Annotated in this window: 27 protein-coding genes and 1 riboswitch; of the genes, 19 read left to right on the top strand and 8 right to left on the bottom strand. The window is 65.0% G+C overall.

From position 1 onward, the window contains the following. Positions 1-270: 270 nt before the first annotated feature. Both DEM26_RS06895 and DEM26_RS06890 read left to right on the top strand, forming a co-directional pair. Positions 271-594, top strand: a complete 324-nt coding sequence (locus DEM26_RS06895; RefSeq protein ID WP_075775131.1) for a YidH family protein — start codon at positions 271-273, stop codon at positions 592-594. A 59-nt stretch (positions 595-653) separates the two neighbouring features. Continuing rightward, positions 654-1,499, top strand: coding sequence for a fumarylacetoacetate hydrolase family protein (locus tag DEM26_RS06890; RefSeq protein WP_075774974.1), 846 nt, complete (start codon positions 654-656; stop codon positions 1,497-1,499). Positions 1,500-1,561: 62 nt separating this feature from the next. On the opposite strand, the gene kdsA is transcribed toward DEM26_RS06890, so the two are convergent. From kdsA to DEM26_RS06875, 3 genes are read right to left on the bottom strand one after another with little or no spacing between them, the layout of a single operon-like run. Continuing rightward, positions 1,562-2,395, bottom strand: coding sequence for a 3-deoxy-8-phosphooctulonate synthase (gene kdsA, locus DEM26_RS06885; RefSeq protein WP_088718509.1), 834 nt, complete (start codon positions 2,393-2,395; stop codon positions 1,562-1,564). A gap of 35 nt (positions 2,396-2,430) precedes the next feature. After that, on the bottom strand, positions 2,431-4,230 hold the full coding sequence (locus DEM26_RS06880; protein ID WP_109172009.1) for a capsule biosynthesis protein: 1,800 nt from the start codon (positions 4,228-4,230) through the stop codon (positions 2,431-2,433). After that, on the bottom strand, positions 4,214-4,867 hold the full coding sequence (locus DEM26_RS06875; protein WP_075774971.1) for an ABC transporter ATP-binding protein: 654 nt from the start codon (positions 4,865-4,867) through the stop codon (positions 4,214-4,216). Before DEM26_RS06875 ends, DEM26_RS06880 begins: the two co-directional genes overlap by 17 nt. A gap of 155 nt (positions 4,868-5,022) precedes the next feature. On the opposite strand from DEM26_RS06875, the gene DEM26_RS06870 reads away from it, so the two are divergent. Together DEM26_RS06870 and DEM26_RS06865 are read left to right on the top strand one after the other, a co-directional pair. Then, positions 5,023-5,604: a uracil-DNA glycosylase family protein gene (locus DEM26_RS06870; protein WP_109172008.1), complete on the top strand. Its 582-nt coding sequence runs from the start codon at positions 5,023-5,025 to the stop codon at positions 5,602-5,604. Continuing rightward, positions 5,601-6,401 carry an SseB family protein gene (locus DEM26_RS06865; RefSeq protein WP_109172007.1) on the top strand — a complete coding sequence of 267 codons (801 nt, stop codon included), beginning with the start codon at positions 5,601-5,603 and terminating at the stop codon, positions 6,399-6,401. The genes DEM26_RS06870 and DEM26_RS06865 overlap by 4 nt, the downstream gene beginning before the upstream one ends. Before the next feature lie 51 nt (positions 6,402-6,452). Here the strand turns inward: DEM26_RS06865 and DEM26_RS06860 are convergent, their stop codons facing one another. The 5 genes from DEM26_RS06860 to DEM26_RS06840 all read right to left on the bottom strand — a co-directional run bounded on the left by DEM26_RS06860 (position 6,453) and on the right by DEM26_RS06840 (position 12,082). Then, positions 6,453-7,358, bottom strand: coding sequence for a formate/nitrite transporter family protein (locus DEM26_RS06860; RefSeq protein ID WP_109172006.1), 906 nt, complete (start codon positions 7,356-7,358; stop codon positions 6,453-6,455). 48 nt (positions 7,359-7,406) lie between these two features. Beyond that, positions 7,407-8,384, bottom strand: a complete 978-nt coding sequence (locus DEM26_RS06855; protein ID WP_109172005.1) for a Gfo/Idh/MocA family protein — start codon at positions 8,382-8,384, stop codon at positions 7,407-7,409. Positions 8,385-8,512: 128 nt separating this feature from the next. Beyond that, complete coding sequence (gene rpoH, locus DEM26_RS06850) at positions 8,513-9,412, bottom strand: RNA polymerase sigma factor RpoH (RefSeq protein ID WP_075774967.1); 900 nt, start codon at positions 9,410-9,412, stop codon at positions 8,513-8,515. A 178-nt stretch (positions 9,413-9,590) separates the two neighbouring features. Next, entirely contained in the window at positions 9,591-11,033 is a 1,443-nt protein-coding gene (gene cls / locus DEM26_RS06845; RefSeq protein WP_109172004.1) for a cardiolipin synthase, read from the bottom strand. Continuing rightward, positions 11,030-12,082 (bottom strand): RluA family pseudouridine synthase, encoded by a 1,053-nt coding sequence (locus DEM26_RS06840; RefSeq protein WP_075774965.1) that lies wholly within the window; start codon positions 12,080-12,082, stop codon positions 11,030-11,032. Before DEM26_RS06840 ends, cls begins: the two co-directional genes overlap by 4 nt. Between DEM26_RS06840 and DEM26_RS06835 the strand changes: the two genes are divergently transcribed. The 15 genes from DEM26_RS06835 to DEM26_RS06765 all read left to right on the top strand — a co-directional run bounded on the left by DEM26_RS06835 (position 12,081) and on the right by DEM26_RS06765 (position 24,938). Further along, positions 12,081-12,416 (top strand): DUF6476 family protein, encoded by a 336-nt coding sequence (locus DEM26_RS06835; protein ID WP_109172003.1) that lies wholly within the window; start codon positions 12,081-12,083, stop codon positions 12,414-12,416. The two genes, DEM26_RS06840 and DEM26_RS06835, sit on opposite strands and share 2 nt — an antisense overlap. Then, on the top strand, positions 12,406-12,903 hold the full coding sequence (gene ybeY, locus DEM26_RS06830; protein ID WP_109172002.1) for an rRNA maturation RNase YbeY: 498 nt from the start codon (positions 12,406-12,408) through the stop codon (positions 12,901-12,903). The genes DEM26_RS06835 and ybeY overlap by 11 nt, the downstream gene beginning before the upstream one ends. Positions 12,904-12,941: 38 nt before the next feature. Beyond that, entirely contained in the window at positions 12,942-13,832 is an 891-nt protein-coding gene (locus tag DEM26_RS06825; RefSeq protein ID WP_075774962.1) for a hemolysin family protein, read from the top strand. A gap of 18 nt (positions 13,833-13,850) precedes the next feature. Beyond that, positions 13,851-15,416 carry an apolipoprotein N-acyltransferase gene (gene lnt, locus DEM26_RS06820; protein WP_109172001.1) on the top strand — a complete coding sequence of 522 codons (1,566 nt, stop codon included), beginning with the start codon at positions 13,851-13,853 and terminating at the stop codon, positions 15,414-15,416. Positions 15,417-15,426: 10 nt separating this feature from the next. Beyond that, positions 15,427-15,476: riboswitch (SAM-SAH riboswitch) on the top strand. Between the two features lie 7 nt (positions 15,477-15,483). Next, a complete protein-coding gene (metK, locus tag DEM26_RS06815; protein ID WP_088724379.1) occupies positions 15,484-16,650 on the top strand; it encodes a methionine adenosyltransferase in 1,167 nt (388 codons plus the stop codon). Positions 16,651-16,858: 208 nt separating this feature from the next. Further along, positions 16,859-17,305 carry a DMT family transporter gene (locus DEM26_RS06810; RefSeq protein ID WP_075774959.1) on the top strand — a complete coding sequence of 149 codons (447 nt, stop codon included), beginning with the start codon at positions 16,859-16,861 and terminating at the stop codon, positions 17,303-17,305. A 33-nt stretch (positions 17,306-17,338) separates the two neighbouring features. Next, positions 17,339-18,085: a tRNA (guanine(46)-N(7))-methyltransferase TrmB gene (trmB, locus tag DEM26_RS06805; RefSeq protein WP_109172000.1), complete on the top strand. Its 747-nt coding sequence runs from the start codon at positions 17,339-17,341 to the stop codon at positions 18,083-18,085. A 59-nt stretch (positions 18,086-18,144) separates the two neighbouring features. Then, entirely contained in the window at positions 18,145-19,491 is a 1,347-nt protein-coding gene (aroA, locus tag DEM26_RS06800; protein ID WP_088724378.1) for a 3-phosphoshikimate 1-carboxyvinyltransferase, read from the top strand. Positions 19,492-19,539: 48 nt separating this feature from the next. Further along, a complete protein-coding gene (locus DEM26_RS06795) occupies positions 19,540-20,148 on the top strand; it encodes a (d)CMP kinase (RefSeq protein WP_088722850.1) in 609 nt (202 codons plus the stop codon). 9 nt (positions 20,149-20,157) lie between these two features. Further along, entirely contained in the window at positions 20,158-20,724 is a 567-nt protein-coding gene (locus tag DEM26_RS06790) for a hypothetical protein (RefSeq protein WP_088722849.1), read from the top strand. 96 nt (positions 20,725-20,820) lie between these two features. Continuing rightward, positions 20,821-21,420 (top strand): glutathione peroxidase, encoded by a 600-nt coding sequence (locus DEM26_RS06785; protein ID WP_109171999.1) that lies wholly within the window; start codon positions 20,821-20,823, stop codon positions 21,418-21,420. A 197-nt stretch (positions 21,421-21,617) separates the two neighbouring features. Next, entirely contained in the window at positions 21,618-23,297 is a 1,680-nt protein-coding gene (gene rpsA / locus DEM26_RS06780) for a 30S ribosomal protein S1 (RefSeq protein ID WP_075774954.1), read from the top strand. A 302-nt stretch (positions 23,298-23,599) separates the two neighbouring features. Beyond that, complete coding sequence (gene ihfB, locus DEM26_RS06775; RefSeq protein ID WP_075774953.1) at positions 23,600-23,887, top strand: integration host factor subunit beta; 288 nt, start codon at positions 23,600-23,602, stop codon at positions 23,885-23,887. A gap of 6 nt (positions 23,888-23,893) precedes the next feature. Further along, a complete protein-coding gene (locus DEM26_RS06770) occupies positions 23,894-24,250 on the top strand; it encodes a lipopolysaccharide assembly protein LapA domain-containing protein (protein ID WP_233243041.1) in 357 nt (118 codons plus the stop codon). Between the two features lies 1 nt (position 24,251). Continuing rightward, positions 24,252-24,938 carry a phosphoribosylanthranilate isomerase gene (locus DEM26_RS06765; protein WP_088724375.1) on the top strand — a complete coding sequence of 229 codons (687 nt, stop codon included), beginning with the start codon at positions 24,252-24,254 and terminating at the stop codon, positions 24,936-24,938. Positions 24,939-24,982 lie beyond the last annotated feature (44 nt).

Genomic DNA, 24,982 nt, shown 5'->3' with positions numbered 1-24,982 from the left:
AAATCCGCTGGCGGGACGCTCGCGAGGCGCTCCCGCAGCGCTGATCGGGGCAACGATCTCGTGATCCGCGGCTCACGATTGCCGTGAGATGAGTTGAAAGCGGGGCGGGGTTCCCCAAGGGGCAGGGCGGCAGACCGCTTCCGGGGATAGGGGAACCGATCGGGCCGCAGATGCGATTCCGATACAGGAGCGCGCGGTGCGTGCCGCCTTGCGTGGCGTGTCGCAGCGGATCGCGCGAGATGCGATGGAAAGGCAGGCTCGAGAGTGGCCGTGAACGAGAACTTCAAGGATCACGCCGCCAACGAGCGGACCTTCCTCGCGTGGCTCCGCACGGCCGTCGCGATCGTCGGGGTCGGGCTCACCGCGGCGAAGTTGACCCGGACGGATCTTCCGCAATGGTCCGATTTGGCGATGGTGCTGAGCGGCGGGGTCGTGGTGATCCTCGCCTTCGTGCGCATGCGGATGCTGCGCGCCGCGATCGAAAGCGGCAAGGCCCCGGACAGCCAAGGAACCAACTGGCCCGAGCTGGTGCTGTTTGCGCTGGTGATCGCGCTTCTGGTTCTGCTCGGGATTTTCATCCTGCATGTCACCTGACACTCTTGCATCTTCGTCGCCGCACAGGCTTGATGCCGCCAAATTATGGAGGACATTACATGAAACTTCTGCGTCACGGGCTTATCGGAGCCGAAAAACCGGGGCTGATGGACGGTCAGGGTGTGATCCGCGACCTGTCGGGCCAGGTCGCCGATATCGGGGGTGCGGTGCTCTCGGATGACGGGCTGGCGGCGATCGGCTCGCTGGACGTGTCCGAGCTGCCCGCCGTGCCCGAAGGCACGCGTCTGGGCGCGCCGATCGCGGGCATCGGGAAGATGATCTGCATCGGGCTGAACTATGCCGACCACGCTGCGGAATCGGGCGCGACGGTGCCGCCGGAGCCGCTGATCTTCATGAAGGCCACTTCCGCGATCCAGGGCCCGAACGATCCGATCGTGATTCCGCGCGGCGCCGAGCAGACCGACTGGGAAGTCGAGCTGGGCATCGTCATCGGCAAACCTGCGAAATACGTCTCGGAAGAGGATGCGATGGATTACGTCGCGGGCTACGTGCTCGCCAACGACGTGTCCGAGCGCAGCTACCAGAAGGACCGCTCGGGCCAGTGGACCAAGGGCAAGAGCTGCGACAGCTTCGGCCCGCTCGGACCGTATCTGGTGACGCGCGACGCGGTGGCCGATCCGCAGAAGCTGGCGATGAAGCTGAGCGTGAACGGCGAAGTGATGCAGAACGGCTCGACCGAGACGATGGTCTTCGGCGTGAAGAAGCTGGTCAGCTACCTCTCGCAATTCATGACGCTGCATCCGGGCGACGTGATCTCGACCGGGACCCCTCCGGGCGTCGCGATGGGGATGGAGACCCCGCGCTTCCTGCGTCCGGGCGATGTGGTGGAGCTGGAGATCGAAGGGCTGGGCCAGCAGCGCGCCGAGGTCGTGGCCGACGCCTGAGGCAGGTCTTTGCGAACAGGGCAGGGCGCGCGGAACACTCGCGCGCCCTTTCTCATACGCGATTACAGCCGGATCGGGTCGTCCTTGGCGATCCGGTCGAACTCCATCAGCGTCTGCACCAGCTTCGGCATCTGGTTGAGCGGAATCATGTTCGGCCCGTCCGAGGGCGCGCTATCGGGCGCCTCATGGGTTTCGATGAACACGCCCGCAATGCCCAGCGACACCGCCGCACGCGCCATCACCGGCGCGAATTCGCGCTGACCGCCAGAGGAGCCGCCCTGACCGCCGGGCTGCTGCACCGAATGGGTCGCGTCCATGATCACCGGGTAGCCGGTCTTCGCCATCTCGGGCAGGCCGCGCATATCGGCGACCAGCGTGTTGTAGCCGAAGGAGGTGCCGCGCTCTGTCAGCAGGATCTTCTCGTTGCCGGTGGAGGCGACCTTCTCGGCCACGTTGGGCATGTCCCACGGCGCGAGGAACTGGCCCTTCTTGATGTTCACCACGCAGCCGGTCTCGCCCGCGGCCAGCAAAAGATCGGTCTGGCGGCAGAGGAAGGCCGGGATCTGGATCACGTCGACCACCGCGCCCGCGATGCGAGCCTGTTCCGCGTCGTGGATGTCGGTCAGCACCGGGCAGCCGATCTCTGCGCGCACCTCTTCGAGGATCTTCAGTCCCGCGTCGATGCCGAGGCCGCGCTTGCCTTTTAGGCTGGTGCGGTTGGCTTTGTCGTAGCTCGCCTTGAAGATGAATTGCGCGCCCGCCTGGTCGCAGGCGCGGGCCATTTCCTTCGCGATCATCATCGCATGGTCGCGGCTTTCGAGCTGGCACGGACCCGCGATCACCGTCAGCGGGCGGTCGTTCGAGACGGTCAGCCCGCCGATTTTCACGTCTTTCATTTCTCTCTCCGCAGCCTGTGACGGGCCGCTCTAGCTCAGCTCGAGACCTGCTCGCGCAGGACCGACGCTGTGAGCGACAGCATCAGATAGATGCCCGAGAAGATCAGGAAAGCCAACAGCGTGTTCTCGAAAGCGCGCGGATAGGTGGGCTCGTCCGGGGCGACGGGGCGTACGCCCATCTCCAGATAGCGCACCTGCTTGTTGGCCTCGATCCGGGCGGTTTCCATCTGCTGCGCAGCGGCAGAGAGCAGCATCTGGCGGGTCTGCAATTCGCCTTGGGCGATCTGCAACTGGCCGGTGACGGCGGCGAGCGACTCGCCCCCGGTGGCCTGGCGCCCCGTCGTGAGTTGGCCACGCGTCTTTTCGAGAAGCGCCTGAATCCGCCTGATGTCGCCCTGCACACCCGAAACCCGCGCCTGGTTGGGACGCGCATTGTCGAGCAGTTGGCCCAGCTCGAGCCGTTTCTGCTGCAACTGGTTTTCCAGATTGGCGACCTGGCCCATCACCACCGAGTTCTCGCTGACGGGATCGAGGACGCCGACCTTCTCCTGAAGCTGCTGCACCTTGGATTGCGCGGCGAACACCTTCGCCTCGGCATCCTGATAGCTTTCGCGCGCGCCCTTCATCTGGTCGTCGCGCAGCCGCGAAGTCAGTTGGTCCACCTGCTGTTCGGCATAGGAGATCAGCGACTCGGAGAATTGCTGCGATTTCTGCGGATCGGGGGCGATGACCTCCATCTTAACGATGCCCTCGGAAGGGTCGTAGCCGATCTCGACCATTTTCGAGTAAAGCCGGTAGGCCTGCTCGTCGGTGGCATCCTTCGGCAGGCGCTGAAGCGGGTCGATGCTCGGATCCTCGAAGATTTTCTTGAAACCCTGATCGCGGTCGAGCCGTTTCATGGCATCGCGCGACTGCAGATAGGATTGCACTGTCACCGAGTCCTGGTTGGTGGCGAGCTGCGTGCCCGAGAAGAGCGACCCCAGCCCGGAATTGCCCAGCCCTTCGGCCTTCTGGATCACGAAGGCCGATTTCGTCGCATACATCGGCGTGGCCATCGCGAAATAGTAATAGGCGGCCATCAGCGTCGGCAGCACGACGAAGAAGCCCAGCCGCGCGCCCAGCAGCATCAGCTTGCGGCGGCGACGTTTGGCGATGTCGCGCTGGATGCGCAGGATCTCGGCGGCGCGACGATCCTCGGTCATCACCTCGGTCGAGGGGAGCTGACCTTTCTTGATCGTCTGCGGCAGGTTCACGCGGGTATCCGCGCCCGGCCCGTCGGTCCGCGCCAGCGCCCGCGAAGTCGCTTCCGCCTCGCCGGGTTTCACCATCGCCACGATATTCGAGCGGTCGAACGGATCGATCCCGCGGCGGCGCAGGAGCAGCACGGCCTCGAAATCGGAACTGGCCTGCACGCCGTGTTTCTGCGCCATCCGGCGGGCGAGGCGCAACTGGCGACCGGTCAACCCCTCGGCGCGGATCGCGTCGATTTCTTCCTCGGGGGTGCGCTGGCCCGCATCGATCACCTCGGCGCCGTTGCGCTCCGCCGTCGGGAATTTCTGATCGCCGAACCCGTCATCCTGCGGCTCGAACATGCTGGAGGGATCGCTGTCTCTGTGCCGCCGTTGCCGTTGCGGTTCCGGCGTGTCGGAAGAGGGTGCGGCTTGCGCGGCGGAGGCCGCAGAGGCGTTGGAGGCGCGCGGCGTGGTCGGCTCTCCCGTCGTCCCGGAGCCCGATTTCAGCGGCATCGCCCCCAGCTGCAGCGAGCCGTCGCTCCCCGTGATCACCGGCCCATCGCGGCGGATACGGAATTTCGGGGCCTTAGGACTGGTAGTCATACAACCGCTTCGCTTCTTCAAGAGTGTCGAACTGGTAAAGTTGCCCGTCGCGCAGCACCGCCGCACGATTGCAGAATTTCTCGATCGTGGAGGGTTGGTGCGAGACCACGACCACGGTGGAATTGCGCAGCCGGTCGCGCAGGATCGAGCCGGCCTTGCGGTTGAACTCCACATCGGTGGTCGAGGGCATCCCCTCGTCGATCAGGTATATGTCGAATTCCAGCGCGAGCAGCAGGGAAAAGGTGAACCGCGCGCGCATCCCCGAACTGTAGGTGCCCACGGGCTGGTCGAAATATTCCGCGATCCCGGTCAGCCAGCGCGAGAAGGCCTCGACATAATCGGGATCGAGCCCGTAGAGCCGCGCGATGAAGCGGGCGTTTTCGCGCGCCGAATGTTTCGAGACGACGCCGCCCATGAAGCCCAGCGGGAACGAGACCCGGCTGGTGCGGCGAATCTCGCCCTCGTCGGGCTTTTCCAGCCCTGCCATCATGTTGATGATCGTGGTCTTGCCGGTGCCGTTGGGCGCGAGAATGCCGAGGCTCTGGCCCAGCTCCACGCGGAAGCTGGCGCGTTCGAGGATCACCTTGCGCTGCTTGCCGGTCCAGAAGGATTTGGAGACGTTCTCGAATACGATCATTACTTTTTGGCCCGGGTCTCCATCTGTGCGCGCCTCGCCACTAAATCACGGGGGCAGCAGTGTGAGAACCCGCCTAACCTTGGATTTGGGCAGCATTATGTTCAGTTGTGGGAGGGTTATGCAATGACGAACACATTGACACTAGAGGAGAAACGATGACCCGCCCCGTGCAAGACGAGATCCGCGACTGCCGCCTTTGCGCGGCGCGGTTCCGCGCGACCGCGACCGGGCATTCGCCGCGTCCCGTCGCGTGGTTCGCCGCCGGCGCACGCGTGCTGATCGTGGGGCAGGCGCCGGGAAACCGGGTGCACGAGACCGGCGTGCCGTTCAACGATCGCTCGGGCGACCGGCTGCGCGACTGGATGGGCGTTGATCGCGAGACCTTCTACGACGTCTCGCGCATCGCGATCGCGCCGATGGCGTTCTGCTTTCCGGGCTATGACGCGAAGGGGTCCGACCTGCCGCCGCCCGCAATCTGCGCCCAGACGTGGCGCGACCGGGTGATGGAGGAAATCGGCCCGGTCGATCTGACGCTTCTTGTGGGCGGCGCCGCGCAGCGCTGGCATCTGGGCACACGCAACGTGACGCAGGCCGTGCTGGGCTGGCGGGACCACGCGCCGCGCCTCTTCCCCTTGCCTCATCCGTCTTGGCGCAATACGGGATGGCTGAAGAAAAACCCGTGGTTCGAGGCCGACCTGCTGCCGGTCCTGCGCGCCCGGGTGAAGGAGCTGACATGACCCCCTATGACCGCGCCCATGCCGCGATGGAAGCCGAACCGGAGAACGAGGCCAAGCGCCTTGCCGTGTTCGACCGTCTCGCCGATGCCGAGTTGTTCCTGCTGCTCGAAGAAGAACCCGAGGACGAAAACATCAAGCCGCAGGTGTTCTCCACCGAAGAGGGCGAGTTCGTTCTCGTCTTCGATACCGAAGACCGTCTCGGCGAATTCGCGGACGGGCCGCAGCCCTACGCGGCGCTGCCGGGCCGGGTGATCGCGCAGCATTTGGTGGGCGAGAATATCGGGCTGGGCGTCAATCTCGGCGTTGCGGACTCGGCGATGCTGTTGCCGCCCGAGGCGCTGGACTGGCTGACCGAGACGCTCGCGCATACGCCGTTGGAGGCGCAGGGCCGTCCGGTGGAATTCACCGCTCCGGGCCTGTCGCCCGCGGTGATCGCGCTGCTGCTGCCCGCCTTCGAGGCCAAGCTGGACCAGCTTGCCGGGATCGCGCAGGCTGCCGTGCTGGGCGGCGTCACCTACGAGGACGGCCACCGGGGCCATGTGCTCGCGGTGATCGGCGCGCATGAGCATTTCCGCGCGGGTATCGCCAAGGCAATGGGCGAGGCGCTGACCTTCTCGGGGCTGGATGCGGGCGAGTTGGACGTGACCTTCCTCGAGCCCGAGGACAAGGCCGCGCAGCTTCTGCTGGACAAGGGGCTCGTGCTGCATGTCCCCGAGCCGGTCGAGGAAGAGGTGGAGGAACTCCGCCCCGGTTCCGCCCCCGGCATGGATCCGAGCAAGCCGCCGAAGCTGCGCTGAGGCGCGCCCGGCGGTTTTCGCATATGGTTTGAAAAACTCGGTCGGGGCGGCTCAGGACTCGCCGTTTGCCTCGTCGTGCTCGCCGATCACCTCGTTCTTCACCTGACCCCATGTCAGCAGCGTGAAGACCGCCGTGCCGCCCGCGACATTGCCTGCGAGAACCGGGAAGAAAAACCGGCTGATCGCCTCGGTCAGGCTCATATGGCCGCTCCAGACAAGCAGCCCCGCCTCGACCGAGCCCGCGACGACGTGCGCAGAGCCCGAGGCCGCGAGTAGCCATGTCATCGCGAGGATCACGAGGAACGAACTGCCCTGCGCCGCGGGCATGATCCACACCACGGCGGCGATGATGATGCCCGCCGGCATCGCGCGGTAGAAGTTCTGTCCCATGTCGCCGTCGGTCGCGTGGCGCGCCACGGCCAGCAGGCTGTCGGTCATCTCGTCGGGGATGACATGGGGAATGCTCAGGAACCCCGAGGCGATCGCGCAGCCAAGAATGTTCGACGCAAGCACGATCGCCCAGAGCCGCAGCATTTTCAGCAGGCATGTCAGCGACCGTTCTGCCACCACCGGCAGGACGGTGGTGATCGTGTTCTCGGTGAACAGCTGCATCCGCCCGAAGATCACCACCATGAACCCGGCCGAATAGCCGAGGGACTCGACCAGAATCCGCCAGCTTTCGTCGGGCAGCCGCGCATGCAGGCTCGCCTGCGCGATGACCGAGAGGCTGATCAGGATGCCCGCCGCGAGCCCCGACCACACGAGAGAGGTGAGCGGGCGGTTCAGCTCTTCGTCGCCGTCATGCCGGATCACGGCGTAGATCAACCGCGCGGAGAGGCGCGAGGCTTGCTTCACCGAGCGCTCCTCGTGCCGTTCGCGCACGGCGTTGTTCTGGGCTTTTCCGCTGCCGTTGTCGGACCCGCCCTGCGCGTCACTTTGGGAACTGTCTGATTTCATTCGTCCTGAACCCCGTCACGCGTGCTTTGTTCCCTGTGCGAGCCTGCGCTATCCCTGTTCGCTGGCGAACACCTTGTCGATCATCGCCTGTGTGCCGCGCGCATCTTCAAGTGTCCACGCATAGGGCGCGCCCTCGGTGACATGACGCATGAAGGCTTCCACCTGGATCACATATTGATTCACGCCCGGGTAGCGGATCATCTCGTCCGGCTTGCCCTTGCGGATCAGCGTGACCTCCGCCTGATCGAAGACATTCGCGTTGAACGGGCAGGTGAGGCGGATCAAACCTTCGGAGCCCTGGAAGACCGCTTCCTGGCGCGGATGCAGCCGGGTCGAGGTCAGCGCGCCATAGGTGAAGCGGCCCTTGTCGCTGACCATCTCGCCCGTGACCTGCGTGAACGTGTCGACATCGTTCTCGCGATGGATGACGGCGCGCAGATCGCCCGGTTCGGCCCGGGCTGCGAAGCGCACGCAGGAATAGGCATAGACGCCGATATCGGGAACCGAGCCGCCGCCCATATCCGCCTTGTTGCGGATATTGGTGGGGTCGGGGTTGTTGAAGGTGAAGGCCACATCGGCGTGGCGCAGCTCTCCGATTGCACCGGCATCGAGCCAGTCGCGCACCTGCCGCCATTGCGGGTGATGCACGATCATGTAGGCCTCGGTCGCGAATTTCCCGGCGGCGTCGCGCGCTTCGATCAGCCCGTCGATCTCCTCGGCCTCCATCGCGATCGGCTTTTCCGTCAGCACATGCTTGCCTGCCGCCAGCGCCTTCTTCGTCCACTCGACATGGAGCGTGTTGGGCAGCGGGATATAGACCACGTCGATGCCGGGGTCGGCGAGCAGCGCGTCATAGCTGTCATGAACCTTGAGATCGGGCGCGAAGGCCTTGAACGGATCGGCTTTTTCGTGGCTCGACGTCGCGAGCGCCGCCAGCCGCGCGCCCTCAGCCGCATGGATCGCCCTGCCCATATGTTCGCGCGCAAATTTCGCGGTGCCGAGGATTCCCCAGTTCAACACCTGCATCGTCTCTCTCCCTCTTTTCGTGCTCGTATCCGGGGCGAAGGTAATGCTTATGCGGCGCGGCGCAAAGAAAATCGCCGCCCCCGGAAAGGGAGCGGCGACATACTTTCGCACTCGTTACTGTTCGCGGGTTACGCGGGCACGTTCATGCCTTTTTCCCGTGCCAGTTCGGTCATGCGCTTCTGCAGCTTCTCGAAGGCGCGCACCTCGATCTGGCGGATACGCTCGCGCGAGACGTCATAGACGCCCGAGAGTTCCTCCAGCGTGACGGGATCGTCGCGCAGGCGGCGCTGCATCAGGATGTCCTTCTCGCGGTCGTTGAGAACGTCCATCGCGTCCATCAGCATCTCGCGGCGGGCTTCCATCTCCTCGGTCTCGGCATAGGCCTCGGCCTGATCGGCATCCTCGTCTTCGAGCCAGTCCTGCCACTGTGCGGCCCCGCCTTCGTCACCCGCGCCGATCTGTGCGTTCAGCGAGGCGTCCGAGCCCGACATCCGCCGGTTCATCGAGATCACTTCTTCCTCGGTCACGTTCAGATCGGACGCGATCTGTTTGACGTTCTCGGGGCGCATATCGCCGTCTTCATAGGCGCCGATCTTGGACTTCGCCTTGCGGAGGTTGAAGAACAGCTTCTTCTGCGCCGAGGTGGTGCCCAGTTTCACGAGGCTCCACGAGCGCAGGATGTATTCCTGGATCGCGGCGCGAATCCACCACATAGCGTAGGTCGCGAGGCGGAAGCCCTTCTCGGGATCGAAGCGCTTCACGGCCTGCATCAGACCGACATTCGCCTCCGAGATCACCTCGGCCTGCGGCAAGCCGTAACCGCGATAGCCCATCGCGATCTTCGCGGCGAGACGCAGGTGCGACGTCACCAACTGGTGCGCGGCATCGGTGTCCTGGTGGTCGGCCCAGCTCTTGGCCAGCATATATTCCTGTTCCGGCTCCAGAAGCGGGAACTTCCGGATCTCCTGAAGGTAGCGGTTCAGCCCCTGCTCAGGACTCGGGGCCGGAAGGTTCGTGTAGCTCGTCATCGTCTCCCATGTCTCCCTTTTGGCGGCTGCTCAATATGGGGATCGCCCCCCGTTCTTTCAAGAAACGCAAGGCAGTGCGGATTGGTTCACCGAAAGCCGCCCTGACGCAGTCGCATAGAAAGATCAACGTATCGTAACGGGATTTCCGTCGCGGATGTGTAAAAAAACATCTGACGCTTCACAAGATCGGCGCGAGCACCGACATCAGGTTGTTGATGATTTTCCAGTGCAGGGGCCATTCCGCGATCCGCTCCGGTCCGACGCGGCGGGCCTGCGCGATCCAGTGGCGCTGGCGTTCGCCAAGTTCGAGACCGAGTTCGTGATCCTCGATCAGCACGCAATTCTCGTAATTCAGCTCGAAGCTGCGGCGGTCGAGATTGGCCGAGCCGAGGATCGCGACGCGGCCATCGGCCAGCAGTGTCTTGGCGTGCAGCAGGCCCGGCCCGTGCTCCCAGATCTCGACGCCCGCCTCGGCCAGCACCGGGTAGAAGCTGCGCGCGGCATGGGCGACGAAGCGCGAGTCGTTGCGTCTCGGCACGATCACCTGCACCCGCACCCCCCGGCGCTTGGCGGCGCGCAGGGCGGAGGCGATTTCCTCGCCCGGCACGAAATAGGGGGTGGAGAGGGTCAGCGTCTCGCGCGCGGCCCCGATCACCGCAAGGAACACATCCGGCACCCCGCGCGTGTCCAGCATCGGCCCCGTGGCGAAGGCGACCGCCGTTCCGGGCCGCGCGGTCGGCGCGGCGGGAGTGGGGATCACGAGGTCCGAGATTTCCTCCCGGCTATGCGTCACCCAGTCGGTCGCGAAGATGTGCTGGTGCTGGGCGGCGAGCGGCCCCTCGATCCGCAGCATGACATCCTTCCACGGCGCGAAGCGCGCCTTGATGCGGAACTCCGGGTCGGCGATGTTGCGCGAACCGGTATAGGCCACATGCCCGTCGATCACGGCGAGCTTGCGGTGGTTGCGCAGGTCGATCCGCATCGTCGCGAGCTTGAACAGCGGCCAGCGGAAGGAAAAGGCGATCGCGGTCTTCACTCCGGCCTTCTTCATCGCCTTCCAGTGGCGCGACTTGATGAAGCCGCGCGCGCCCAGCCCGTCGACGAGGACGCGCACGGTCACCCCGCGTTCGGCCGCACGGGTCAGCGCCTCGGCCATCGCGATGCCGGTCAGGTCTGTCAGCCAGATATAGGTGATGAGGTGCACGCTTCGGCTGGCGGCGTCGATATCGGCGATCAGCGGTTCGAGCTGATCGGCAGGGTCGGGCAGGAAGGCGATGGCATCGCCGCTACTCGGCGCGTAGCCGTTGATCGCGGCGGCCCGGGCGAAGGCTGCGCGATAGGCCGGGGAGATGGCGTCGAGGTCTGCGGGCTCGACCGGATCGGGGGCGGGCAGGGCGGCGACCGTCGCCTGCAGCTTGCGCGCGACGCGCTGGTTGAGCCGCGTCTCCCCGATCAGGATGTAGAGGATGACGCCGAGGAACGGCACCGACAGGATAAGCACCGTCCAGCTTGCGCGCACCGCGGGCGGCTTGTCGGGACGGGTGAACACGCGCAGCAGCGCGAGCGCCTGACTGCCGAAGTGAAACAGCAGCGTCAGAAGCTCCGCCCACCAGACGTTCACGGGGCGGTGCCGCCTGCAGGGGGCATGGAGGCGGCGCGCAGCGCGTCGATCAGGTCGGTCATGTCGTCGGGCAGGGGCGCCTCGAAGGACAGTTCCTCTCCGGTGACGGGATGAACGAAGCCCAGCGTCGCCGCGTGGAGCGCCTGACGCGGGAAGGCGCGGACGGCCTCTGCCGCAGCCGCGCCCACCGCTTTTTCCGAGATCTTGCGCTTGCCGCCATAGGTCTGATCGCCGATCAGCCCGTGCCCCGCATAGGCCATATGGACGCGGATCTGATGGGTGCGCCCGGTCTCGAGCCAGCAATCGATCAGCGCCGCCGTTCCGTTGAAATCCTCGATCGTGCGGGCCCGGGTGACGGCATGCCGCCCGCCATGGGCCACCACCGCCTGTTTCTGCCGGTCGGTCTTGTGGCGGGCGAGTTGCGTGACGATCTTCAGCACGCCGCCTTGCTCGAAGCTGACGCCGTTCAGTCCGCGCAGCCGCGGATCGGAAGCCTGCGGGACGCCGTGGCAAAGCGCGCGGTAATGGCGATGAACCGTATGCGCCTCGAATTGCGCGGCGAGCCCGTGATGCGCCCGGTCCGATTTCGCGACGACGAGCAGCCCCGACGTGTCCTTGTCGATGCGGTGGACGATGCCGGGGCGCGCCTCACCGCCGATCCCTGAGAGATTCCCGCCGAAATGGTGCAGCAGCGCGTTGACCAGCGTGCCTTCGGGCGTGCCCGGCGCGGGGTGCGTGACCATGCCCGCGGGCTTGTTCACGACGATCAGGTCGTCATCCTCCCACAGCACTTCCAGCGGAATGTCCTGCGCGACGGTCTCGACCTCTTTCGGAGGCTCCAGCGCGATCTGATAGACCTCGCCCTCGGCGACCTTGGTCTTCTGATCGGTCACGGCCACGCCCTCGCGGCTGACCGAGCCCTCCGCGATCAGTTTCGCCAGGCGCGAGCGCGAGAGCGCCGCTTCCTCTGGCACAGCCGCCGCCAAGGCCTTATCAAGGCGGGGACCCATGCCGGGTCCGATCTCGATGCTGAGGATTTCCTTATTCATGTCCGACCTGCCTGACGAAGAGCCTGCCACCACGCTGCCACCCGATCTTCGCTTTCTCAAGATACTGGTGACCACGCTTGCGGCGGTGATGATCGTCGGGCTTGTAGCGATCGTGGCGCTGCTTGTCATCCGCTTGCAGCAACCCAATCCGCTGCCGCAACTGCCCGCCGCGATCACGCTGCCCGAGGGCGCACAGGCCGAGGCCGTGACCTTCGCGCGCAACTATACTGTGGTGGTGACCGATGGGGGGCAGGTGTTGGTCTATGACAAGGCCGGGCAGAAGGTGGGCGATCTGACGCTTGCCACGGAAGGCGGGAATTCCGATGGAAATTGACCTCGAGATCGAAGACCCCCGCTGGGAGACGGTCGGGCTCGAAGACCTGATGACCCGCGCCGCGTCACTGGTGCTGGAGGATCGCGGGATCGAGACGGAGCTCTGCCGCCTCTCGGTGCTCGCCTGCGACGATGCGCGCATCGCCGAGCTGAACGGCGAATATCGCGACAAGGCGAAGCCCACCAATGTGCTCAGCTGGCCCGCCGAAGAACGCGGCGCGGAAGAGCCCGGCGCGCATCCCGAACCGCCCGCGCCCGATGTCTTCGGTGAGATCGAGCTCGGCGACCTCGCGATCGCCTATGAAACCTGCGCCCGGGAGGCCGAAGAACAAGGCAAATCCGTCGAAGATCACGCGCTGCATCTGCTCATCCATGCGGTGCTGCACCTGTTGGGCTATGACCATATTCGCGACGAAGATGCGCAAGTTATGGAACAAATCGAAATCCGGCTTCTTGAAAGCGTAGGAATTCGTAACCCATATGTGTAAGACTAGGCGCATTCCGCGTCATCTTTCGGAAAGGAACAATGGGACAGGTCGCCGACGGAGTTACCTCCGCCAATACCGGTAGTTCGGAAAACGCAGAACCCGGTCAGTCTTCGGAGCCCGCTTCGCGCGGGTTGCTCAGCCGCTTTTTCGGGCAACGCCCAATGGAAGAAGAGGCCCCACAGGTAGAAATGCCGCCCAAACCCGCGCCAGCGCCGCTGGGGCTGGGGAACCTGCGCAAGATGCGGGTGGGCGATGTCGCCATTCCCAAAGTCGAGATCGAGGCCGTTCCGGTCTCCATCACCCGCGACGAGCTGGTGGAGAAGTTCCGCCAGCACGGCTATTCGCGCCTGCCGGTCTTCAAGGAAACGCTGGATACGCCTCTGGGCCTCGTCCACCTGAAAGACCTGGCGCTGGAATACGGCTTCGGATCGGGCAATGGCCGGTTCTCGCTGCGCAAGCTGATCCGTCCGCTCCTTTACGTGCCGCCGTCGATGCCGATCGGCGTGCTTTTGCAGAAGATGCAGGTGCAGCGCACCCATATGGCGCTGGTGATCGACGAATATGGCGGGGTCGACGGTCTGCTCACGCTCGAAGACCTGATCGAACAGGTGATCGGCGAGATCGAGGACGAGCATGACGAGGCCGACGACGCTTATTGGCGCGAGGAAAAGCCCGGCCAGTGGGTCGTGCAGGCCCGCGCGCCGGTCAACGAGTTCGAAGCGCAGATCGGGATGCGGCTCTCCGACGAGGAGGCCGATGACGAGATCGATTCGATGGGCGGTCTGGTCTTCATGCAGCTTGGCCGGGTGCCCGCGCGCGGCGAGGTCGTGGTGACCGAGAACGGCGTCGAATACGAGGTGGTCGATGCCGATCCGCGCCGGATCAAACGTCTGCGCGTACGTCTGCCGGGAGTGGCGCCCGCCGAGTGAGCGGGCTATGACGCGCCCATGATCGCGACCATCCGAGAGGGCTTTCGCGCACCGTTGCGCCCGCGCTGGCAGAGCTTGGCTCTGGCAGCGCTTTTCGGTGTTCTGTTCGCCGCCGGGCAGGCGCCGCTCGGTCTGTGGTGGATCGCGCTGCCCGCGCTGGCGGCCTCAGTCTGGTTCGCCTCCGCCGAACGCTGGCGCGCCTCCACGATCTGGATCGGGTTCGCCACCGGCTTCGGCTATGCGCTGGCCGCGATGTTCTGGATCGTCGAGCCTTTCATGGTCGAGGCCGATGTCTATGGCTGGATGGCGCCTTTCGCGCTGGTCCTGATGGCCGCAGGGATGGGCGCATTCTGGGCGATCGGATACGGGCTCGGGGCCTATGCGGGGCAGGGGCCGCGCTCGCGTGCGCTCGGGATCGCGCTTGGTATGGCGGCTTCGGATGCGCTGCGCTCCTACGTCTTCACCGGGTTTCCGTGGGTGCTGGTCGGCCATATCTGGATCGGCTCGCCCGTCGCGCAGGCGGCGGCCTTTGTCGGGCCGCTGGGGCTGAGCCTGATCACCCTGCTGATCGCGAGCGCACCCGCGATGACGCGCGGGATGCGGATGCCTGCCGCCCTCGGAATCGTGGGCGCGGCGCTGGTCGTGCTGGTCGGGCTTTGGCTCGGCGGGGTGGCGCGGCTCAACGCGCCGGTGGCGCCGAGGCCCGAGCCGATCACCCTGCGTCTGGTACAGCCCAATGCGCCGCAGAACCTGAAATGGCTGCCGCAATACCGGATGAAATTCTTCCAGCGCCTGCTGGACCTGACGAAGGCCGACCCCGCGCCCGGTCAGCCCAAGCCCGACCTGATCGTCTGGCCCGAGACGGCGGTGCCGTTCCTGCTCGACCATCCGCAGGGCGGGCTCGAGATGTCGACCGAGGCGGCAGGGGGCATCCCGCTCGCGATGGGGGTGCAGCGCAGTGAAGGCAGCCGCTATTTCAACTCGCTCGCCGTCATCACCCCCGATGACCGGATCGAGGCGCTTTACGACAAATCCCATCTCGTGCCGTTCGGCGAATACATGCCCTTCGGCGATGCGCTGGCTAAGATCGGGATCACCGCCTTCGCCGCACAGGTCGGCAATGGCTATTCGTCCGGGGCGGGGGAGAAACTGCTCGATCTGGGCAAGCTCGGCCATGTCGCGCCGCTCATTTGCTACGAGGCGATCTTCCCGCAGGACCTGCGCGGCTTCCCGCAGCGGCCCGACTGGATCTTGCAGGTCACCAACGACGCGTGGTTCGGCACGCTCAGCGGGCCCTATCAGCATTTCGCGCAGGCGCGGCTCCGCGCGATCGAACAGGGCCTGCCGCTTGCGCGCGACGCCAATACCGGGGTCACAGCGATGATCGACGCCAAGGGGCGGATCACGGCGAGCCTCGGACTCGACCGGATGGGCAAGCTCGACGTGGCGTTGCCGCCAAGCCTGCCGCCGACGCTCTATTCCAAGCTGGGCGACGCACCGTTCATCGCGCTGATTGTTGCAGCTTTGGCGCTTCTTTCACTCTTTACGCGTATTTCGATTGACCCGACCGGCAGGCGCTCCTAGCTAGAAAGCCGAACCACCCCAACGGCTTCCTGACGGGGTGGGGATATCAACAACGGAGCACCCTTTCATGGCACGCGCGAATTACGTCTTCACCTCCGAATCCGTTTCGGAGGGGCATCCCGATAAGGTCTGTGACCGGATTTCGGATGCCGTTCTCGATACTTTCCTGGCTGCAGAGCCCAACGCGCGGGTCGCCTGCGAAACATTCGCGACGACCAATCAGGTCGTGGTCGGTGGCGAGGTCGGTCTGGCCGATAAAACCAAGCTCGCCGAATATCTCGAAGGCATCGACAAGATCGTGCGCGATTGCGTCAAGGATATCGGCTACGAGCAGGACGAGTTCCACTGGGCGACGCTGAAAGTCGCGAACTTCCTGCACCCGCAATCTGCCCATATCTCTCAGGGCGTCGACAAGGACGGGGCCGGCGATCAGGGGATCATGTTCGGCTTCGCCGCCGACGAGACCCCCGAACTGATGCCCGCGCCGATCCATTATTCGCACGCGATCCTGCGCCGTCTGGCCGAAGCGCGCAAATCCGGCGCCGAGCCCGAGCTGCGCCCCGACGCGAAATCGCAGCTCTCGGTGCGCTACGAGAATGGCCGCCCCGTCGGCGTGAGCCAGATCGTGCTTTCGACCCAGCATGCCCACGAGCATCAGACCTCGGATGATATCCGCGCGATCGTCGAGCCTTACATCCGCGAGACGCTGCCCGAAGGCTGGATCACGCCGGAGACCGAATGGTGGGTGAACCCGACCGGGACTTTCGTGATCGGTGGGCCGGATGGCGATGCGGGCCTCACCGGGCGCAAGATCATCGTGGACACCTATGGCGGCTCGGCCCCGCATGGCGGCGGCGCGTTCTCGGGCAAGGACCCGACCAAGGTGGACCGTTCGGCGGCCTATGCGGCGCGCTATCTGGCGAAGAACGTGGTGGCGGCAGGCATGGCGCGCAAATGCGTGATTCAGGTGTCCTACGCGATCGGCGTGGCGAAACCGCTGTCGATCTATGTCGACACGTTCGGCACCGGCGAAGTGCCCGATGAGGTGATCGAGAAAGCCGTGGCGCAAGTGATGGACCTGACGCCGAAAGGCATCCGCGAGACGCTCGATCTGTGCAAGCCGATCTACGAGCGCACCGCGGCCTATGGCCATTTCGGTCGCGCCCCGGAGGCCGATGGCGGCTTCTCCTGGGAGAAGACCGATCTGGTCGAGGCGCTGAAGAAGGCGGTCTGAGGCGAGAGCTTTCAGGAATTTGCGACGGGCAGGGGGAACCTCTGCCCGTTTGCTTTTGCGGGGATGGTGCTGAGGGTCGGGCGCGGCCTTGGGCGGTCGTCCCAAGCGGTTCGTGCGCGCAGACGAACAGACCGAACGCTTCGCGATCCAGCTTGCGCCTTCCGACCTTCCGCGCCACTCTCCGCCGCAAAACAACAGGAGACAGACCATGCCCGACGCCCTGCGCTATGCCGCCATCATGCTTGCCGCCGGGATCGGGATTCCGGTGCTGGCCGCACTCAACGCCCAGCTTGGCGCGCGGATCGCATCGCCTGCGGTCGCGGCGGTCGTCCTGTTCTGCGTTGCGCTGTCGGGGGCGGTGATCGTGATGCTCTTCACCGTCGGTCCCGCGCCGCTCGCACGTCTGCCGGGGCAGCCTTGGTATCTGTTTCTCGCGGGGCTCCTCGTTGCCTTCTACGTGATCTCGATCACCTTCATCGCGCCGAAATTCGGGGTCGGCAATGCGGTGTTCTTCGTGCTGCTGGGCCAGATGATCGCCGCCGCCGCGATCGACCAGTTCGGACTGTTTGGCGCGTTGGTCCGGCCGATCACTCTGATGCGCGGGGCGGGGATCGGCTTCATGTGCTTGGGGCTGTTCCTCATTCAGAAGGCTTGAACCTTTCGAGAGACGCCGCTAGAGGCCCCTCCCATGAGCGAGAATGACACCCCCGAACAGCCCTGGCGCAACTTCTATGGTCGCCGCCACGGCAAGACGTTGAACAAGGCGCAGAAGGAATATCTGCGCGAGGACCTGCCGGGCCGTCTGCCCGGTCCCGTCGGTTGGGAGGAGAACCCCGACCGCGAGCCGCTCGACATGGAGATGCGGTTCAAGGGCAAGCCGGTCTGGCTCGAAGTGGGTTTCGGAGGGGGCGAACATCTCGCCCACATGGCGCAGACCTATCCGGACGTGGAATTCATCGGCTGCGAGCCTTTCGTCAATGGCGTGGCGATGCTTTTGGGTAAGCTGCGGCGCGAGAAGATACCGAATGTCTCGGTCCATCCCGGCGATGCGCGCGACCTGATGGATGTGCTGCCCGAGGGCTCGATCTCGAAGGCGTTTCTCCTCTATCCAGACCCGTGGCCGAAATCGAAGCACCATCGTCGGCGCTTCGTGACGCAGGAGCATCTCGAACCGCTGCACCGCGCGCTGAAACCGGGATCGGAATTCCGCGTGGCGACCGACATCCCCGACTATGTCCGCCAGACGGTCGAAGAAGTCCCGCAGGCCGGATTCGAGCCGCTGTTCGAGGTGCCCGCCGCCTTCGATTTCGACGATCCGCAGTCGGTTTCCGGCGATTGGGATACACCGTGGGCGGACTGGCTCTCGACGCGCTACGAACAGAAAGCGCTGCGTGAGGGCCGCAAGCCGCATTACCTGACCTATCGGCGGATCTGAGCCCTTCCGCCTCCCGCCAGATCGCGCTAACAGGGGCGCGTTGAAATTAGGGAGGCATCATGTCCGGCCACGGCACACCGATCAAAATGACCTCGCACGCCTGCGGTCCCCTCAAGGGCACGGCGGAGGTTCCCGGCGACAAGTCGATCAGCCATCGCGCGCTGATCCTCGGCGCGCTCTCGGTGGGCGAGACGAAGATCACCGGCCTGCTCGAAGGCGAAGACGTGCTCGACACGGCCAAGGCGATGCGCGCCTTCGGCGCCGAGGTCACGCAGCACGGCCCCGGCAGCTGGTCGGTGCATGGCGTGGGCGTGGGCGGCTTTGCCGAGCCTGAGGATGTCATCGATTGCGGCAATTCCGGCACCGGCGTGCGCCTGATCATGGGCGCGATGGCGACCTCGCCGATCGTGGCGACCTTCACCGGCGACGGGTCTTTGCGCAAACGCCCGATGGGCCGCGTCACCGATCCGATCCGGCTGTTCGGCGCGCAAGCTTTCGGGCGTCATGGCGGTCGTCTGCCGATGACCATACTCGGCGCGCCGAGCCCCGCTCCCGTGCGCTACGCGACGCCGATGGCCTCTGCGCAGGTGAAATCGGCGGTGCTGCTGGCGGGGCTGAACGCGCCGGGTCAGACCGTCGTGATCGAGAAGACCCCGACCCGCGATCATACCGAGCGGATGCTGCGCGGCTTCGGCGCCGAAATCACCACGGAAGTGACCGATCAGGGCCATGTGATCACGTTGCAGGGCCAGCCTGAGTTGAAGGCTCAGGAGGTCGCCGTGCCGCGCGATCCGTCTTCGGCGGCTTTCCCGGTCTGCGCGGCGCTGATCGTGCCGGGCTCGGAGATCGTGGTGCCGGGCGTCAGCCAGAACCCCACCCGCAACGGGATCTTCATCACGTTGCGCGAGATGGGCGCGGACCTGACCTTCGAGAACGAGCGCGAAGAAGGGGGCGAGCCGGTGGCCGATCTGCGCGTGCGCTATTCCAAGCTGCACGGGATCGACGTGCCCGCCGAGCGCGCCTCCTCCCAGATCGACGAATATCCCGTTCTTTCGGTCGTCGCAGCCTTTGCCGAAGGCGTGACGCGCATGCCCGGCGTGCATGAGCTGCGCGTCAAGGAAAGCGACCGGATCGACGCGATGGCGCGCGGGCTGGAAGCCAACGGCGTCAAGATCGAGGAAGACGAGGATACGCTGATCGTGCATGGTTGCGGCCCCGAAGGCGTGCCGGGCGGCGGCACCGCCGTGACCCATCTCGACCACCGCATCGCGATGAGCTTCATGGTACTGGGCATGGCTGCGCAGAAGCCGGTCTCGGTCGATGACGGCTCGCCCATTGCAACCTCCTTCCCGATCTTCGAAGATTTGATGGCGCAGCTGGGTGCGGAGATCGTCCGCGAAGGCTGAGCCGGGCAGGGCGGCTGTCCGCGTCGCTGTGAGAAGAAAGGACCGTTCATGCGCTTTACCGTCGCCATCGATGGCCCCGCCGCGGCCGGCAAGGGCACGATCAGCCGCGCCGTGGCCGAGCGGTTTGGGCTGGCGCATCTCGATACCGGTGCACTCTATCGCGCGGTCGGCATGAAATCCGAGACCGAGGGGCTGGAGCCCATCGCCGCGGCCAAGGCGCTCCGCCCCGAGGATCTGGAGCGCGACGATCTGCGCACGATGGAAGCGGGGCAGGCGGCCTCGATCGTCGCCGCGATCCCCGAGGTGCGCGCGGCTCTGGTGGCGTTTCAGCGCGATTTCGCGGCGCGAGAGGGCGGTGCGGTGCTCGACGGGCGCGACATCGGCACGGTGATCTGCCCGCAGGCCGAGGTGAAGCTGTTCGTCACCGCCTCGCCGGAGGTGCGCGCGCATCGGCGCTGGCTGGAACTGGGTGGCGATGAGGCCGACGTGCTCGAACAGGTGCGCGAGCGCGACGCCCGCGACATGGGCCGCGCCGACAGTCCGCTGCGCCCGGCCGTGGATGCGCTCGTGATCGACACGTCGGATCTCAGCATCGAAGAGGCGGTCGCCCGCGCCGCCGATCAGATCGAGGCCCGCCGCGCGGGCGATCTGGACTAGGGGGCAGGGATGCTGCGCTGGGGGCTCCTCTTGCTGGTTCTAGCCTCTCAGGCGACCGCCGAGGAGCGCCCGCAGGGGCTGTTATGGAGCGAGACGGACCTGCCGCGCACCATGCCGTTGCAGATCAAATCCGCCCCGGATCGCGATCTCTACATCGTGCTGCGCGATGCCATGACCGGGCAGGACGTGATGGGCGCCTATGCGCAGGGTGGGGAGTTCTTTCGCCTGCTGGTGCCGCCGGGCCGGTTCGAGCTGCAGGTGGCGCTTGGACCTGCCGGGGATTGGAAAGGCGGTGCGACGCTCTTCGGTCCCGACACCGAGCGCTTGCGCCTCGATCCGCCGCTCGATTTCGGCGTCACGGGCTTCGCGCGAAAGGGCGGGCATCTGGTCGATCTGAGCGATCTGGGGGCGATAGCGCAGAAAAGCCTCGGAATTTGCCAGCGTCTCGCGCTCGATTTCGACAGCGTGACCACCGCACCGGAAGCGGTGCGCCCTGGCGTAAAGCCCCGTGATCCCATGGAAATACCGGAATTCCCGGTGCCGAAATATCGCCGCGTCGATCGCATTTGCGATTGAGGAAAAGAAACATCCGAAATATATAATCACGAAATGGTGAACCTTTTCCCACCTCGCTGCGTTAGCGGTACGTGGAAACTACATGAGGAAGGTCCGATGCGCTTGCCCCTGGCTTTGGCCTGCATCTGTCTTGGCGCCGCGTCCCTGACCGCTCCGGCGTGGGCCGACAGTCCGCTTCCCGAACCGCTCCAGGTCAAGGCGCACTCCGCGACGCCGGTGCCGGGCGATCTGTCCTTCGATCTGGTCGAAGGCGGAAAAGTGTCGCTCTCCGATTTTCGTGGCAAGGTCGTGCTCGTGGTCAATACCGCATCCAAATGCGGCTTCGCGCCCCAGTTCACCGAGTTGCAGAAACTGTCCGAGACCTACGGACGCGACGGGCTGGTCGTTCTGACCGTGCCGTCGAACGATTTCCATCAGGAACTCTCCACCGCGCAGGAGGCCAAGCGCTATTGCGCGTTGACCTTCGGGGCCGAGTTGCCGATGGCGCAGCTGGCCAAGGTGAAGGGGCCGCAGGCGCATCCGTTCTACCGCTACATGCATGACACCGAGGGGTTCGAGCCGAGCTGGAACTTCAACAAGGTGCTGCTGGGCCGCGACGGATCGGTGATCGCGACCTATCCCGCCAGCGCTTCCCCGCTTTCGTCGTGGATGCTGGGCGACGTCAAGGCCGCTCTCGCCAGTGCGAGCCACGGTTGAGCGAGAGGCCGCCACGGCCTGCTCAGGACGCAATAAATGCTTGCGATAATGGTTGATCGCGCCTATATCGGCGCGGTCTGAGGCAGGTCGGGACTCACCCGGCCTGTGCGCTATTGCAGCACGGACATTCCAACGAAAGACCGGCGGAGCCAACCGCAAGGCCAGAAAACCGAAGATGAAAAGGAAAATCTGAACGCATGTCGCAAAATGCAACCATGGACGAATTCGAAGCCCTTCTGAACGAGAGCCTCGAAATCGACACCCCGAACGAAGGTTCGGTTGTTAAAGGCAAGGTCATCGCCATCGAGGCGGGCCAGGCCATCATCGATGTCGGCTACAAAATGGAAGGCCGCGTCGAACTGAAAGAATTCGCCAACCCCGGCGAGGCTCCGCAGATCGAAGTCGGCGACGAAGTCGAAGTGTATCTCGACCGCGTCGAGAACGCCCGCGGCGAAGCCGTGATCTCGCGTGAGAAAGCCCGCCGCGAAGAGGCATGGGATCGTCTCGAAGCAGCTTACGCCAAGGAAGAGCGCGTCGAAGGCGCCATCTTCGGTCGCGTCAAAGGCGGCTTCACCGTCGATCTGGGCGGCGCTGTCGCGTTCCTGCCCGGCTCGCAAGTTGACGTGCGCCCGGTGCGCGACGCTGGCCCGCTCATGGGTCTCAAGCAGCCGTTCCAAATCCTCAAGATGGACCGTCGTCGTGGCAACATCGTTGTCTCGCGTCGTGCGATCCTCGAAGAGAGCCGCGCCGAACAGCGCGCCGAAGTCATCGCCAACCTCTCCGAAGGTCAGGTCGTTGATGGTGTGGTCAAGAACATCACCGAATACGGTGCGTTCGTTGATCTGGGCGGCGTCGACGGTCTGCTGCACGTCACCGACATGGCATGGCGCCGCGTGAACCACCCGTCCGAGATCCTGTCGATCGGCGAGACCGTCAAGGTCCAGGTCGTCAAGATCAACAAGGAAACCCACCGCATCTCGCTCGGCATGAAGCAGCTGCAGTCGGATCCGTGGGACTCGGTGGAATCGAAGTACGCTCTGGGTTCGGTGCATACCGGCCGCGTGACCAACATCACCGACTACGGCGCGTTCGTCGAGCTGGAGCCGGGTGTCGAAGGTCTCGTGCACGTGTCCGAGATGTCCTGGACCAAGAAGAACGTCCACCCCGGCAAGATCGTCTCGACGAGCCAGGAAGTCGACGTCATGGTCCTCGAGATCGACACCGCGAAGCGCCGCGTCTCGCTGGGTCTCAAGCAGACCATGCGCAACCCGTGGGAAGTCTTCGCAGAGACCCACCCGGTCGGCACCGTCATCGAAGGCGAAGTCAAGAACATCACCGAGTTCGGTCTGTTCGTTGGCCTCGAGAACGACATCGACGGTATGGTTCACCTCTCGGACCTCAGCTGGGAACAGCGTGGCGAGGATGCGATCCAGGACTACCGCAAAGGCGACATGGTCAAGGCCGCTGTCACCGAAGTGGACACCGACAAGGAGCGTATCTCGCTCTCGATCAAGGCGCTCGACGCCGACACGTTCTCGGATGCCGTTGACGGCGTGAAGCGTGGTTCGATCGTGACCGTGACCGTGACCGCGATCGAAGACGGTGGCGTCGAGGTGGAATACAACGGCATGAAGTCGTTCATCCGCCGTTCGGACCTCGCCCGCGATCGCGCCGACCAGCGCCCCGAGCGCTTCCAGGTTGGCGATCACGTCGATGTCCGCGTGACCAACGTCGACTCCAAGACCCGCAAGCTGGGTGTGTCGATCAAGGCGCGCGAGATCGCTGAAGAGAAAGAAGCCGTGGAACAGTACGGCTCGTCGGACTCGGGTGCGTCGCTGGGCGACATCCTGGGCGCCGCGCTCAAGGGCGACAAGTAAGAGATCGGACCGCTCGGTCCAACCGGAGGCCCCGCCGTTTGGCGGGGCCTTTTTCGTTCCTGCAAAGGCTTGGCGATGTGCAACAGCGATTCGCGCACAGGGTGACGCGTGGGCGGGCGATCGGCCAATTTTCTGCGATTGCGAAGGCGGTTCTATCGGCGGCAGACCGCTAGGGGCTCGATTTTACGTGGATTTTCCGGGTCTTTGCTGTTCCGCGCTGACCCGATTGGTCCTATAATTGCACTCTGACGCATGTGAGAGCCGGGAGCTCACCCGGCCAAGCCCGTGGGGGAGATAACAAGATGATCCGCTCTGAGTTGATCACGAAGATTGCCGAGGAGAATCCGCATCTTTACCAGCGGGATGTCGAGAAGATCGTGAACACGATCTTCGACGAGATCACCGAGGCGCTCGCCTCGGGCGACCGCGTCGAGCTGCGCGGCTTCGGGGCTTTTTCCGTCAAGAAGCGCGACGCGCGCACCGGTCGGAACCCGCGCACCGGCGAAGCGGTTGAGGTCGAGGAAAAACATGTACCCTTCTTCAAGACCGGTAAGCTGCTGCGCGACCGGCTGAACGGGAAAGAGGAATAAGAGCTAATGATTCGAGCGCTTCGGCTGCTGTTTCTCGGCCTGCTCGCCGTGGTCCTGATCGGACTGGCGCTGGCCAATCGTCAAATCGTCACGCTGCGGGTGCTGCCGCTCGAGGCGGGCAGCTTCCTTGGCTGGGACTGGGCTGTTCAGGTGCCGCTGTTCCTCGTGATCCTCGCGGGCGTTCTGATCGGCCTGCTGATCGGTTTCGTCTGGGAATGGGCGCGCGAGGCGCGTCTGCGCCGCGATGCCCGCCAGTCGCACCGCAAGGCCCGCAAGCTCGAGGCGGAGGTTCAAACCCTGCGCCACGACAAGACCGGCCCGAAGGACGACGTGCTGGCGCTGCTCGACCAGCCCTCGCGCTGAGATGCCGACCGTCGCCATAGACCGCAACGCGCAGGGTCTCGCCCGGGTCAAGATCTGCGGGCTGCGCAAGGCCGAGGATATCGCCGCCGCCGTCGAGGCGGGGGCGCGCTATGTTGGCTTCGTTTTCTTCCCGAAATCCCCGCGTCATCTGGAGATCGCCGAGGCGCGCGAGTTAGCGCAGGAGGTGGAACCCGGCATCGCCAAGGTCGGGTTGGTTGTGAATCCGAGCGACGAGCTTCTCACCGAGATCACGGACGCCGTGCCGCTTGACATGATCCAGCTTCACGGCTCCGAGACGCCGGAGCGGGTATCCGAGATCCGCGCCAAGTTCGGTCTGCCCGTAATGAAGGCGGTGGGCGTCGCGGATGCGGCCGATCTGCCGAAGATCGCGGACTATGAGGCGGTGGCCGACCAGATTCTGCTCGACGCAAAGCCGCCGAAAGAGGCGGAGCTTCCTGGCGGTAACGGGCTTTCCTTCGACTGGCGGCTGATCGCCGGGCGCAAATGGGAAAAACCGTGGATGCTGGCCGGAGGGCTGACGCCCGAAAACGTGGCCGAAGCGATCCTGCTGACCGGCGCGCGGCAGGTCGATGTCTCTTCCGGGGTGGAAAGCGCGCCGGGCGTGAAAGACCCCGAGAAAATCCGCGCCTTCGTCCACGCCGCGCGTCAGGGGGCCGACGGGGCGTAGCCGGGCCCGGCGCAATCGAGTATTTTTGGTCTGAGGCCGGGGCA

Source organism: Thioclava sp. NG1 (assembly GCF_003122275.1).
Classification (GTDB): domain Bacteria; phylum Pseudomonadota; class Alphaproteobacteria; order Rhodobacterales; family Rhodobacteraceae; genus Thioclava; species Thioclava nitratireducens.
The sequence above is the reverse complement of the archived record's forward strand: the minus strand, read 5'-3'. Positions and strand labels throughout refer to the sequence as shown.